Origin of the sequence: Thalassolituus sp. UBA6592, from assembly GCF_002433655.1 — a bacterium.
Classification (GTDB): domain Bacteria; phylum Pseudomonadota; class Gammaproteobacteria; order Pseudomonadales; family Oceanobacteraceae; genus Venatoribacter.
This window is the reverse complement of the sequence record NZ_DJIO01000023.1, coordinates 21,549-34,437: the sequence shown is the minus strand read 5'-3', so window position 1 is coordinate 34,437 and position 12,889 is coordinate 21,549. Positions and strand designations below refer to the sequence as shown.

The 12,889-nt window shown below is 53.4% G+C and carries 16 protein-coding genes; 1 reads left to right on the top strand and 15 read right to left on the bottom strand.

The window, feature by feature from the left end; translation table 11 throughout:
- The first annotated feature begins 60 nt into the window (after positions 1 to 60).
- Positions 61 to 546, top strand: coding sequence for an FKBP-type peptidyl-prolyl cis-trans isomerase (locus B2Z72_RS02060; RefSeq protein WP_296984107.1), 486 nt, complete (start codon positions 61 to 63; stop codon positions 544 to 546).
- Positions 547 to 603: 57 nt separating this feature from the next.
- Here B2Z72_RS02060 and hypE read toward each other — a convergent pair whose 3' ends face one another.
- The 15 genes from hypE to B2Z72_RS01985 form a co-directional block, all read right to left on the bottom strand.
- On the bottom strand, positions 604 to 1,635 hold the full coding sequence (hypE, locus tag B2Z72_RS02055) for a hydrogenase expression/formation protein HypE (RefSeq protein ID WP_296984106.1): 1,032 nt from the start codon (positions 1,633 to 1,635) through the stop codon (positions 604 to 606).
- 52 nt (positions 1,636 to 1,687) lie between these two features.
- A complete protein-coding gene (gene hypD / locus B2Z72_RS02050; RefSeq protein ID WP_296984104.1) occupies positions 1,688 to 2,833 on the bottom strand; it encodes a hydrogenase formation protein HypD in 1,146 nt (381 codons plus the stop codon).
- A 2-nt stretch (positions 2,834 to 2,835) separates the two neighbouring features.
- Positions 2,836 to 3,084: a HypC/HybG/HupF family hydrogenase formation chaperone gene (locus B2Z72_RS02045; RefSeq protein ID WP_296984103.1), complete on the bottom strand. Its 249-nt coding sequence runs from the start codon at positions 3,082 to 3,084 to the stop codon at positions 2,836 to 2,838.
- Between the two features lie 3 nt (positions 3,085 to 3,087).
- Positions 3,088 to 5,781 (bottom strand): carbamoyltransferase HypF, encoded by a 2,694-nt coding sequence (hypF, locus tag B2Z72_RS02040; protein ID WP_297004077.1) that lies wholly within the window; start codon positions 5,779 to 5,781, stop codon positions 3,088 to 3,090.
- Positions 5,781 to 6,761, bottom strand: coding sequence for a hydrogenase nickel incorporation protein HypB (hypB, locus tag B2Z72_RS02035; protein WP_296986122.1), 981 nt, complete (start codon positions 6,759 to 6,761; stop codon positions 5,781 to 5,783). The genes hypF and hypB overlap by 1 nt, the downstream gene beginning before the upstream one ends.
- Positions 6,761 to 7,102, bottom strand: coding sequence for a hydrogenase maturation nickel metallochaperone HypA (gene hypA, locus B2Z72_RS02030; protein ID WP_296986125.1), 342 nt, complete (start codon positions 7,100 to 7,102; stop codon positions 6,761 to 6,763). Before hypA ends, hypB begins: the two co-directional genes overlap by 1 nt.
- The gene (locus B2Z72_RS02025; protein ID WP_296986126.1) at positions 7,095 to 8,084 is read right to left on the bottom strand and encodes a hypothetical protein; all 990 of its coding nucleotides are present in this window, start codon (positions 8,082 to 8,084) and stop codon (positions 7,095 to 7,097) included. Before B2Z72_RS02025 ends, hypA begins: the two co-directional genes overlap by 8 nt.
- Entirely contained in the window at positions 8,074 to 8,790 is a 717-nt protein-coding gene (gene hybE / locus B2Z72_RS02020; protein WP_296986129.1) for a [NiFe]-hydrogenase assembly chaperone HybE, read from the bottom strand. The genes B2Z72_RS02025 and hybE overlap by 11 nt, the downstream gene beginning before the upstream one ends.
- Complete coding sequence (locus B2Z72_RS02015) at positions 8,780 to 9,010, bottom strand: rubredoxin (RefSeq protein ID WP_296986130.1); 231 nt, start codon at positions 9,008 to 9,010, stop codon at positions 8,780 to 8,782. Before B2Z72_RS02015 ends, hybE begins: the two co-directional genes overlap by 11 nt.
- A gap of 14 nt (positions 9,011 to 9,024) precedes the next feature.
- Complete coding sequence (locus tag B2Z72_RS02010; RefSeq protein ID WP_296986131.1) at positions 9,025 to 9,930, bottom strand: hydrogenase expression/formation protein; 906 nt, start codon at positions 9,928 to 9,930, stop codon at positions 9,025 to 9,027.
- Positions 9,930 to 10,337 carry a hypothetical protein gene (locus tag B2Z72_RS02005; RefSeq protein ID WP_296986133.1) on the bottom strand — a complete coding sequence of 136 codons (408 nt, stop codon included), beginning with the start codon at positions 10,335 to 10,337 and terminating at the stop codon, positions 9,930 to 9,932. Before B2Z72_RS02005 ends, B2Z72_RS02010 begins: the two co-directional genes overlap by 1 nt.
- Before the next feature lie 6 nt (positions 10,338 to 10,343).
- A complete protein-coding gene (locus tag B2Z72_RS02000) occupies positions 10,344 to 10,691 on the bottom strand; it encodes a HypC/HybG/HupF family hydrogenase formation chaperone (protein WP_296986135.1) in 348 nt (115 codons plus the stop codon).
- Positions 10,691 to 11,314 carry a HyaD/HybD family hydrogenase maturation endopeptidase gene (locus B2Z72_RS01995; RefSeq protein ID WP_296986138.1) on the bottom strand — a complete coding sequence of 208 codons (624 nt, stop codon included), beginning with the start codon at positions 11,312 to 11,314 and terminating at the stop codon, positions 10,691 to 10,693. The genes B2Z72_RS02000 and B2Z72_RS01995 overlap by 1 nt, the downstream gene beginning before the upstream one ends.
- 2 nt (positions 11,315 to 11,316) lie before the next feature.
- Positions 11,317 to 12,078 carry a Ni/Fe-hydrogenase, b-type cytochrome subunit gene (gene cybH / locus B2Z72_RS01990; RefSeq protein WP_296986140.1) on the bottom strand — a complete coding sequence of 254 codons (762 nt, stop codon included), beginning with the start codon at positions 12,076 to 12,078 and terminating at the stop codon, positions 11,317 to 11,319.
- A 12-nt stretch (positions 12,079 to 12,090) separates the two neighbouring features.
- A partial coding sequence (locus B2Z72_RS01985; protein ID WP_297004075.1) for a nickel-dependent hydrogenase large subunit occupies positions 12,091 to 12,889 on the bottom strand: 799 nt, incomplete at its 5' end.

The following is a 12,889-nucleotide window of genomic DNA, read 5'->3' as shown; positions in this document are numbered from 1 at the left end:
TTATTTGAGTGATCAACCATGCAAGCCCTGCACAGACGGGGACGAACAGAGGATTATCCTATGACCATTGCACAACAGAAAGTTGTAACCATCCACTACAAAGTTGTTGATGTTGCCAGCGGCGAAACCATCGACTCCTCCGAAGGCGGTCAGCCAATGACTTACCTGCACGGTGCTCAGAACATTATTCCGGGCCTGGAAGCTGCTCTGGAAGGCAAAAGCGCTGGTGACGAACTGGAAGTAACCATTGCTCCTGAAGACGCTTACGGCGAATACAGCGAAGAACGTGTACAGAAAGTACCTATGGAAGCGTTCGAAGGTGTTGAAAAAGTAGAGCCTGGCATGGCATTCACCGCGCAGACTGAACACGGTCCGATCAACCTGATCGTTACTGAAGTAGACGAAGCGGTTGTTACAGTTGACGCGAACCACCCTCTGGCGGGTAAATCCCTGCAGTTCAGCGTAAAAGTTGAATCTGTACGTGACGCCAGCGAAGAAGAACTGGCTCACGGCCACGTTCACGGTGAAGGCGGTCACCACCACTGAGTTCTGATCTGCTCAGAGCTTTGTAAAAAAACGCCGGCTTATGCCGGCGTTTTTTATTCAGCAAATCCTCGGTAACTGCTCGCCATTTAACCAGTCCACCATACGCTGGCCACCAAAGCGGGTAGTCATTTCGACAAAACACTGATCATCTTCCACCACGGTACCGACGATTGCTGCATCCTGTCCTGCCGGGTGCTGGCGCATAACACTCAGCAGCTGATCGGCAATATCTGCACTACAGATGGCAATCAGCTTGCCTTCGTTGGCTACGTATAACGGATCAAGACCTAAAAATTCGCATGCGGCAGCGACCTGAGGTTTCAGCGGAATATCGGCTTCACTGAGGTGAATGCCGACTTTCGATTGCTGTGCAATTTCGTTCAGGGTATTGGCCAGCCCGCCACGGGTAGGATCGCGCAGGCATTTTAAATCTGCCGGGTTCGTTATGGCACTGAGCATGGCTTCAGTCAGACTGTTTAATGACTGAGTATCGGATTGCAGTTCCGATTCAAAACCGAGACTTTCACGGGACGACAGAATCGTCACACCATGATCGCCCATGGTGCCGGAAACAAGAATTTTATCGCCGGGCTGAGCGCGGCTGCCACTCAGATTGACGGTTACCGGAACGATGCCAAAACCTGTAGTGTTAATAAACACGCCATCGCCTTTGCCTTTTTCCACCACCTTGGTGTCGCCGGTCACAATGGCCACACCGGCTTCGCGGGCGGCGCTCGCCATCGACTGAACGATCTGCTGTAAATCACTCAGTGGGAAGCCTTCTTCCAGAATAAAGCCAGCGGTTAAATACAGAGGTTTAGCGCCCATCATGGCAACATCATTGACCGTACCGTGGACGCTCAACGAGCCTATGTCGCCACCTGGGAAAAACAGCGGCGTAATTACGTGGCTGTCGGTGGCCATCACCGGGCGGTAACCCGCAGGAATTTCATTTAATACGGCACCATCATTGCCCTGATCCAGCCATTCGTTACGGAAGTGACTGGCAAACAGTTCGTGAATCAGTTTCATCATGGCGCGGCCACCGCTGCCATGAACCATTTCGACCTGTGCGGATTTTATATTCATGCTGTGTGACCGGCTGTATCTGCTGTGTATGGTTAAATAATTGTTCTGCTTTTTAGTTGCCGGATGCTACGGCTATGCGGCGATGACCGTACTGGTAATACGCGGCGCAGGCACCTTCTGACGATACCATGCAGGAACCCAGCGGATTATCCGGCGTGCAGGGATTGCCAAACAGTTTGCACTCATGAGGTTTTTTAACGCCGCGCAGCACGGATGGACATTCACAGGCTTTGTTATCTGCTGGTGGTTTTTCCTGCTGTGCCCGCTGTTCAGCAAGCCAGTCAGCGAACTGTACTTCAGCATCCCATTGCGCGTATTCCGGGCGTATCTCCAGGGCACTGTGTGGTACGAAACCCAGGCCGCGCCATTCAAAGGTTGCCCGGGTGCGGAATACCTGATCACACAGGGCCATGGCTTTTTCGTTACCGTTTGGCGTGACTGCGCGGGTAAATTCATTTTCCACTTCGCAGCGGCCTTTATTCAGTTGCTCAATCAGCATCAGAATAGCCTGCAGCACATCCAGTGGTTCGAAACCGGCGATCACCACCGGCTTGTTATATTGCTGCGGAAAAATTTCGTAAGGCAGGCTGCCGATTAACGTACTGACGTGAGCTGGCCCTAAAAAGCCATCAATTTTTACATCGTCACTGTTCAGGATGGCGTGCATGGCCGACGGCGTAAGTACGTGATTGCAGAAGACCGTAAGATTGGCTAAGCCGAGTTTTTTCGCCTGCTCCAGTAACACCGCTGTGGGCGGTGTGGTGGTTTCAAAACCAATAGCAAAAAAGACGATCTGCTTAGTGGTATTTTCCTGCGCCAGTTTAATCGCATCCAGCGGCGAATAAAGCATGCGCACATCGTGCCCCTGAGCGCGGATATTAAGCAGGCTGGTGCGGCCGGTACCGGGTACGCGCAGCATATCGCCAAAGGTACATAAAATAACATCGGGATTTTTCGCCAGCATCATCGCCATATCTAAACGGGCAATGGGCAGAACGCATACAGGGCAACCCGGGCCGTGAATCAGCTCGACGTTTTTCGGCAGCAGGTTGGGAATACCGTAACGGAAAATCGCATGGGTATGACCGCCGCAGAATTCCATCAGACGATAAGTACGGCCAGTATCTGCTGCTGTGCGGATTTTATCTGCCAGCTTTTTGGCCAGCTCCGCGTCGCGGAATTCATCAACGTATTTCATGTTCAGATTCCTGCTGCCGCTTCTGTCCGGGCATTGTGAAGATCGATGTCAGAAATCATCGCCAGCGTTTTCTGTGCTTCTTCTTCGTCGAGTTTTTTTAAGGCAAAACCCACATGCAGGATAACGTAATCACCGGCTTTGACATCGGCCACCAGAGAAATATTAATGGCTTTGAGCAGGCCGCCAATATCCGCAATGGCGGTGCTGTCGTCTTCGATACGTTCAATTTTTACCGGAATGGCGAGACACATATTTTATTGCTCCGTTGCAGCAGCGGGTGCAGAGACTGTTCCGGCTTCAGCCTGAGGTCGGGAATACAGCGTCCACGCCAGCTGGCCAAGGGCCAGGCCGCCATCGTTTGCCGGTGCTTTATGCGGCAGAATCAGGCGGACAGAGTGTTTGTTTAATTCGTTACGCAGCAGAGTCCGCAGCAGCGCATTCTGGGCACAGCCACCGGACAGCATAACGGCGTTCAGATTGTAATCACGCGCCACATCAACCACCCACTCGCACAGACCCTGAGCGAGCTGCTGATGGAAAAGCCACGCCAGGCAGCTGCTGTCGTTGGCGTCGGTATTGGCCGCTGACGGTGTCAGACAGGCATTAATAGTATGCTGTGCCAGTAAACGCAGACTCAGGCGGCGTTTGCCTTTCACAATTTCGCTCCGGCACAGGCGTTCTAAGCCCGTGGGGTTGGTCATTTTCGTCGCGCGCCCGGCCAGCGCTTCCAGACGCATGGCCGCTTCGCCTTCGTAGCTCTGGATATCCGAGATCCCCAGCAATCCGGCAATAGCATCAAACCAACGCCCGGCACTGGTGGTCAGCGGGCAGTTAATATTTTTTTCCAGTTGCTGCAGCACCATCTGGCCCTGAGCGGCATCAATCGCTTTGTGTTGCTTTAACCACTGCTCGGCCTGACCTTCTTCGCCGTAGGCGTAAAGCAGGCTGACAGCCATGCGCCAGGGCTCACGGGCGGCTTTATCGCCACCGGGCAGAGGCAGGGCAGAGAAAGATCCCAGATGCATAAAATCCGGCGGCGACAGCAGAATCAGTTCGCCGCCGCGGGCTTCACCATCCCAGCCAAGACCAAAACCATCCAGTGCCAGACCGAGCACAGGCTTTTCACCGTCAGCGTCGGCATCCTCTGTCTGTGCTTTTTCTTTCTCCGGTTGTTCAGCCATGACCGCCGCAATATGGGCAATGTGATGCGGCACTTCCATCAGCTGCTCCGCATTATTTTCTGCAGCACGTTGTTCTGGGATTTGTTCAGCGAGTTGTTCCGCCAACAAGCGGGCGCTGCCTTCCGGATGCAGATCACAGGCGATTAAATCCGGTTCGGCCTGTAATAACTGGCTCAGCTGGGCAGCAGTCTGTTTTTGCTGACGGGCGTTGGCAGCATTATTCAGATCGCCAATATGTTGTGACAGAAAAACCGAGCGTCCGATATTCAGTGCCAGAGTATTTTTTAAATAGCCGCCACAGGCCAGTATTGATGGAATATCCGGATTATCGGCGGAGTCTGGCAAATTCGACAGGGTAATGTTTAACGGTGCCAGACCACGGCCAATGCGATTGGTCAGCGGTGGAATAATGGCACCTTGCTGTCCACTGAGAAGGTCGTCACGGGCATCAACCACAGAATCGTCACAGCGGTTAATGATGTCGCGATCGTGCATTAACCAGGCATCGGCAACGCCAGCCAGATCTTCTTTAGCCTGTTTATTCGCGGTGATTAATGGCTGGCCGGAGAGATTTGCACTGGTCATGACCCAAGCGCTTTGCTGTGGCTGTTGCAGCCACGCCATGCCCTCAGGGCGCCCGGCGGCGGCGTGAAACAGCAGCCAGTGCAGCGGGCTTTGCGGCAACATAATGCCCAACGCATTTAACCCGGGTGCCAGCTGGCGGCAGACATCGGGATATTCCTGGCGGATACCGGCGCTGATATTCTGCAATACGATCGGGGCGGAAGAATGCGACAGGCAACCCAGTCCGGTACGCGTCAGTTGCACCCAGCGATTGGCAGAAGCCGTGTTGGCCAGCATGATGGCTAATGGTTTTGACGGGCGTTGTTTGCGTTTACGCAAGCGGGCAATGGCGTCCGCGTTTGTTGCGTCGCATACCAGATGAAAACCACCCACGCCTTTTAACGCGAGAATCCCCCCAGCCTGAATAACCGCCAGCGCCTGACCAATTACCTCAGCGGCTGGTGCAGAATGTTGTTCTGTCTTTTCTGCTGCATTTTCTGGCGGGTTGCCTGCCGAGTTTGTTTCCAGCCAGATACGCGGGCCGCAATCCGGGCAGGCATTGGGCTGTGCATGAAAACGGCGATTGGCCGGATCATGGTATTCCTGATCGCAGCCGGGGCATAAAGCAAAGTCTGCCATGCTGGTATTGGCGCGATCATAAGGGAGTTTTTTCAGCAGGGTATAACGCGGACCACATTGGGTGCAGTTAATAAATGGATGGCCATAACGGCGTGACTGCGGATCAAATAATTCGGCCAGACAGTCAGGGCAGGGGGCAAGATCGGCAATCACACCACTGCCGGTTAAACTTGCTGCCGCTTCGGATTTACGGATGGTAAATTCGCTGGCCTGATAGTCGTGCAGAATATCGAGTTTAATTTCTGCAATATGCGCCCGTTGTGGTTTATGACGCAGCAGTTCCTGACAGAATTCAGAGGCCTGTTTCTGCAAACAATAAAGACGGATTTCTACTCGGTTGCCGAAATTGCAGACATCACCGGGCAGTCGCATTGCGGTGGCCAGACGATACACAGTGGGACGGAAGCCAACACCCTGGACGATGCCCTGAACGCGAACAAGCCAGCCGAACGGCTGGCTGGCTAATATGCTGGCCTGGCGTTGTTCTTCTGAGGTTTGCTGTTCTGAGATCTGCTCTTCTGACGTCTGCGCGGCCGGGTTCTGTGTGTCAGTGCGGTTTTGCATCACAGCGCCTGCAGTTTGGCGATCCGGCTTTGCAGTGCATCAATGCGCTGCTGAATGCGTTGACTGCGCTGTACTTCAATCCAGTTCAGCCAGTCGTCCATACCTTCACCACTGCGTGCAGAACATTGCAGCACCTGAATATCCGGGTTTACCCGGCGGGCGTATTCAATGCAGGCGTTCACATCAAAATCCAGATGTGGCAGCAGGTCGGTTTTATTCAGAATCATAATATCCGCTGCGTGGAACATATCCGGATATTTAATTGGTTTGTCTTCGCCTTCGGTGACGGAAAGAATCGCCACTTTATGGGCTTCACCCAGATCAAAGGCCGCCGGGCATACCAGATTGCCGACGTTCTCAATAAATAATACGCCGCCTTCGAGATCCGGCAGATTTTCCAGTGCATGACCGACCATGTGGGCATCCAGATGACAGCCCTTGCCTGTGTTCACCTGAATCGCCGCGACACCGGTCGCACGGATACGGTCAGCATCGTTACTGGTCTGCTGATCGCCTTCAATGACGGCCAGTGGCCAGCGTTCTTTTAACCGGCGCACGGTTTCTGTCAGCAGGGTGGTTTTACCGGAACCCGGACTGGAGACCAGATTCAGTGCCAGAATACTTTGCTGCTCGAAGCGGGCACGGTTAACTGCGGCATACTGATCGTTTTTGCCGAGAATATCCTGCTCAATCTGTACCATACGGCTCTGACTTAAACCCGGTGCGTGGGCGCGGGCCGGCCCCTGACCATAATCATGCAGGTGCTCAGTGCGCAGGCTTTGATCGTGCTCATGGCTGTGACGGTGGTCGTCGTTATGAGCGTGGCTGTGGTTATGATCGTGATTATGAGCGTGCGCATGCTCATGCTCATGACTGTGGCCGTGCTCATGACTGTGTCCGTCGTCATGACTATGGCCATGATGATGATCGTGACCCTCAATACGGGTTTCACCTTCACTGCATCCGCAAACCGTACACATTACTCAACCTCCAGTTCTTTAATCCGCATCTCATCGCCCTGTGTCACCTGTAAATGGTAACTGCCACAATCCGGGCAGGCGTCGTAACGCTGGGTAATGGCGACGGTCTGTCCGCAGCCAAGACACCAGGCGAGTCCGGGAATTTCTATAATTTCCAGTCTGGCATTTTCTGCCAGGGTGCCGCGAATAACGGCATCAAAACAAAAGCGCAGAGCATCGCTTTCAATACTGGCCAGTGGCCCGATTTCCAGCCAGACACCTTTTACCCGGCTGAAATTCTGGCTCACGGCCTGATCTTCCAATACCTGAATAATACCTTCAGCTATGGACATTTCATGCATGACGTTCGCCTGAGCTGGTGCCATTTACCGTGATGGTAAACTCAACACACGGATCAATGGCTTTAACTGTCGCCGCAACCACAGACTCAACTGCCTCCGGCGCGGATGAAGTGGCCGATAATAAAGTGTTCAGCAGGCTATTGGCAGAGGCAAAATTAATATCGGTAGGCGAGATTACCTGCCATTCTCTGTCGTTGCCATGAGTTGTAATACGGTGGCATAACCAGCCACGGGAAGTACGTACCCAGCCTTCACTGTGCTGGCCCTGTTCGTCCTCACGCAGGCAATGCTGAATCAGAGCGTAACCGGTCATTTCACCAGTCAGGCGGCCAATCAGATAATTCATATCACTGAGCATCTGACGGATCACTTCGGCCAGTACCTGATCCAGAGTACTGTTGTGACTGGCCAATACATCAGCGCCTGTGCCGGCGTAAAAATTGACATCGGCACCGGGGGCCTGAGGCGACCATTGAAAATACGTCTGTAACTGTTCTTTGTTTGTCTGTTCTGTGTTGAACTGCACGTTGCCGAACTGACGTTGCCAGATCTGCTGAATATTACTCAGCCAGTCTGCGGTCTGCTGGGCATCCGGTAACAGCGCCTGAACCTGACGCGCCAGGTCTGCCGGTGTCAGAGTGTCTTCGTTAACGGCCTGCATCCATTGACCGAGTGCGGCCCGGTCAATTGGATAGTCCCAGTGTTGCAGCAGACGGATCACATATTCACGGATGGATTCGATGACGGCTTTATGTGCCAGTTGTTGCGCGGCGTCGGTATCGGTCAGCTCACCCAGCGCCAGACGCGCGGCGACATCATGGGAGCGGCCGCAGATACTGAATACAGTGGGAATCGCCGCCAGTGCTTCTTCTGTGGTTTGTTGCTGCAGCCATTTACCCACTGCATCGCCGGAGCGTTCAAGTCCGGTGCTCAGATCGTTTATATTGCCGTCGAGATAGCTTACGTTGATTTTAAGAGTCATTTTTTCTGCCCGAGCGTAACCCGGTTAAAAAGCCTCGGCGTGAGACCATAACGGGTTTCTGCTGTTTGCTGATTGATCGGATTCCGGCGTCACTTTCCGCACTCTCATAGTCAGCGGAAGAGGGGCCGGCCTGCGCAGAGTCCTTTGCCGATTGCGGTGCTTCCAGCAAGGTGTGCAGAATTTCCTGAGCTATGGTTCGGGCATCGTCCTGAGAGGGAATATCCGTCATCAGGGATATCAGGCTGGTGCTGGCGTACGCTCCGGTTTCTTCTGCGTATGCATGAGTCAGAATGCATTCACCAGCGGGTAAATTTAAACACCAGTCACTGCCTTTTACGGCATTGACCTGAGCAGCCGGTCTGGCCCACAAAAGTATGGACCAGGGCGTAATTACTATGCCAAACCAAGGGGTTTGCTGCTCATTCAGGCTCTGTTGTTTTTGTATTGGTTGTTGCTTTTGTTGTTCTGCGGCCTGTGGTTTTTTATCGCGCTGATTGTCGTCAGTATGATCATTCTGCTGCCCTGACAGTTCCTGATTTCCGCTGTTTACACCGCTGTGGGTGTTAAGCGCCTGCCAGCCGATAACTTCGACGCACAGGGCAGGGTTGTACATTGGCAGATCCTGCATACGGGTTGCGGCGTCCTGATAAAAACGCTCAATGCGTTCTTTCATGTCAGCCGCAGAGTGTTTTACCTCAGTGGTCATTTACCACCATAAACTGATCCCGTTCGCCTTCGCATTGCGGACAGCGCCAGCTGTCCGGTAACTGGCTGAATGGTGTACCGGGAACAATATGCTGATCACTGTCACCTTCTTGCGGGTGATACTGATACCAGCAGATTTTGCATTCAAGAACAGCGTCGTCACTGAGCTGACTGTTGTCGCCCATATAGCTGCCTTCAAACATTTTATCGGGATTCGTCATGATGTTTACCCTGTTCAGTCGGCCATCATGGCTTGGTAAATTTCGTGTAACCGTTCGGCTGAGTCTTCCAGATCTTCACGCGCGGCACAGGCGGCGTGTGGAATGCTGATGATCTCGATGGTATCAAGGATCAGCTGATCGGTGCTGTTAAAGTATTGTACCCGCCAGATCCCCGGAACTGCACAACTGGTGATACGGCAGTTACCGTAACCCCGTGACAGAATCACCGCACCGCCATGGCTCAGGGTATTGCCCAGATATGCATGGTCTTCTTCGCTGAACGGCAGCAGAGAGAAATTGATGACGTGAGGTTCGGTAAACGGACGCTGCTGATGCTCTTTGGCTTTTTCCAGCAGTTCCAGTAATACCGGGGCCGCGTTCAGCAGACCAGCCGGAACTTCCGGCATAACGTAATCACTGCTGAACGGGAAGCTGTCGGTTAAAAGACAATCCGGTACTGCCCCGACTTCCAGCCACTGGTGCGCGACTTTTTTATCAGCATCGAGTTGCTGCAGCCACCACACACCGGCCAGCACACTTTCCTGAACCCGGATGTTGAGGCCAGGGTGTTCGATGCGGGCCGCAACTTCACCTTCCCCCAGTGTCTGATACAGCAGGGCGCAGGCATCGTTGCTTAAATGATCGAGATTAATACGCGCACAGCTCATGGCACCGCTTAAATTGGCTGCGCCTTTTTCCAGTGAGCTCTGCAGATCGAGCAGAATCTGGCCGACCTCGGGGTACATGGCCAGTTCCTGTGCTTCCGGCAACTCGGGAATTTCAAAGGTATCCATTTCCGTCGGCATGCGCATATAACGCAGACCATCTTCGCCCTGGGAGCCGGGGCCGACCTGGGCGACGCCCGCCTGAGACGGAACCGCACCTTTGGCCAGATCAAACAGTGGAATATCGCCGCTCATCAGCTGGCCTCCCCTTGCAGTGAATTCAGGTTCAGGGTCTGTGGTTTACGCTGCAGAATTTCCGGAATCATGTTGCAGTAATCATCCCAGTTCTGAATGCGGATAATATTGCCCAGATAATCCTGACCTTTCATAAACACCAGTGCCGGCCATACTGCAAAGCCAAAGGTGCCCTGCAATTGTTTTTCGCAGCTGCGGTCAATGACTGCGGCCTTCAGTTGTGGAAACAGGGCAACTAATTCGGGCAGTACCACAGCGACATCCGGTGTCTCTTTGTTACGCGCCGGATCATCGGTAAAAAACAGCACGCTGAATTCATTCTCTGCAAGGAATTCAGTCAGGTTTGTCTGATCCAGCAATGGATAACCAAAATCGTTCAGCAAACGCCCGATTAATGGATGGGACATAACGGATTATTCTCCAGTGGCTGCCGCGCGCAGGTGGGGCGGCAGTTGGGGTTCCCGGTCGAGATCGGCAAACAGGGCATCAAGGCCTGAGGTATTACCGCTGCCGATCTGTTGTAAGGCCTGTAATGCCTGGCCGGTCTGACGGGCACGCTCGGCGCTGATGATTTCCCGGGCAGCGCCAAGAAATACCAGTAACCAGCTGCCTTCATCAGCCTCGCCAACCAGACGGGTATCGACCATTTCGGGTTGTTGAGTTGTATCGTGTTCAGTCTGCGGCGTCAGCCAGGAACGACACCAGGCGATGCCTTTGTCGTTCTCAGCTTTGATGACCTGCATTGGGATACCAACACACATCAGACGTTTTTCTCCGCAGCCGGAATAAAGCGCGCATCACCAAAGCGGAAAGCAGCCTCTTCGGAAGGGCGGCCGCTTTCATATTCATGCATGGCCAGTTCCGGTGAAATAGACGCCACTGACGCATCAGTGGTTCCCTCTGCCAGCGGCGTGATGCCACGTTCAGCGAGAAAATTAAGGGCGATCTGAACCGCCGGTTCAATCTGCTGGCGTACCACGTCGGTCAGGCTGCCACCAAAATCTTCCAGCATTTCCGGTTGTGCGCCAATCAGCAGAATTTCTTGCGGGTAGTGTCCGGTAAATTCGCTCATGGCCAGCACTTCCTGAAAGCCGGTCTGATGCAGACTCATTTTTTTCGCGCCCATGTATTTCGGCACTTCGTCATCGCGCACCAGCTTCAGGGTGCCGGGTTCAAGGCCGTAATCAATGGCATCAAACACCACCAGAACGTCAGTGTCCTGCACGTGCTGCAGCAGGTAGATACCCTGAGTGCCGCCGTCCAGCAGGCTGACATTGGTGGGAAATGCATAATGCTGACTGATGTGCTCCAGACAGCGAACACCGAAGCCTTCGTCTGCCCACAGCACATTGCCGATACCAAGTAATAAAAAACGCTTTGTCATACTCAGTCCGGACGGTCGTCTTTAAACATACGCCAGCCACCCACCATGGTGGAGATCAGCGATTGACGGGACATAATGTCTTCACGCACGGCCACGTAAATGTGGGACATGATAAACAGAATGATGTACCACATACCCAGGTGGTGCCATGTGTGCACATCCTGACTCTGACCCATTAACGGAATAACCCAGCCAAACATCTGGCTGGCCCAGCTGTCGTAACCCAGACCTTCACCATACAGCGCGAAGCCGGTAAAAATCATAAAGGTCAGGCCGAGCACGAAAAATACGAACATGGCACTTTGCCCCATGGGGTTGTGACCAATGTATTTTTTCGGGGTTTTTTCCAGAAACATATACCAGCGCATTTCGTGCCACAGTTCTTTGTACCAGGCCTTTTTCGTGATCGGTAAAATAAACAGCTCACGGGCGTGACTGTTACCGACAAAGGCCCAGTAAATGCGGCCAATAAAAGCGATGGTAACGACGTAACCGGCGGCAAAGTGCGCAAAACGGATATAGCCCATCAGGTAGCTGTCACTGGCTTCGCCCGGCATGGTTGGCAGTGGTGAACCGATAAAGTAACCGGTAACACACAGCACGGTAATGCAGGCCACGGTGACCCAGTGCCACAGGCGCAGTGGTGCTTCATAAACATAGACGGCGGTCTGGCGGCGGACCAGCTGTTGCTCGCCGCTGCCTGCTGCCGGAAGCGTTGCAGCCTGTTCAGTTGCCTGTTCGGCTTTTACACTTTGTTCAGACATAGCCGCCTCCTGTTAACGGATTTTAACCTTGCTCATTTCCTGTCCGTCTTCTGACATCACGTGGGTAGAGCAGGCCAGACATGGGTCGAAACTGTGCAGGGTGCGCAGAATTTCCACCGGTTCTTCCGGACGCTCCATGGGCGTGTTGAGCAGAGAGGCTTCGTATGCACCGATGTTACCGTCGCTGTCACGGGGAGAGCCGTTCCAGGTGGTCGGTACGATGGCCTGATAGTTTTCAATCTTGCCGTCTTTGATCTTGATCCAGTGACCCAGCGCGCCGCGCGGTGCTTCGTTGGTGCCCACACCTTTGGCTTCTTTCGGCCAGTTTTTCGGATCCCATTTTTCCACGTTAGCCGTGGAAGAATCACCGGCTTTAATGTTGTTAACCAGCGCATGCCAGTCATCAATCATGGAGTCCACTACCAGATCGCATTCCAGCGCACGGGCCAGAGTACGGCCAATAGTCGATGGCAGGAACTGTTTCAGACCCAGATCCAGACCTGTGTTCTGGTTAAAGGTCGCCAGAGATTTATCCACCTGCTCTTTAACCGCTTCCTGACCGGATGCGTAAGCAATGATGTAACGCGCCAGCGGACCCACTTCCATAGCGTGGCCATTCCAGCGCGGTGCTTTAATCCAGCTGTATTTGTGCGCTTCATCCAGCTCTTTAATATCGGTCTTGGTGCCTTTGGTGTTTGGCCCCAGAGTAAAGTCCGGTTCAGTTTCGCCGTACCATGGGTGCAGACCTTTGGCGCCGTTGGCGTAGCGGTACCAGGAGTGATCAACAAACTCCTGAATTTCATCCGGATTA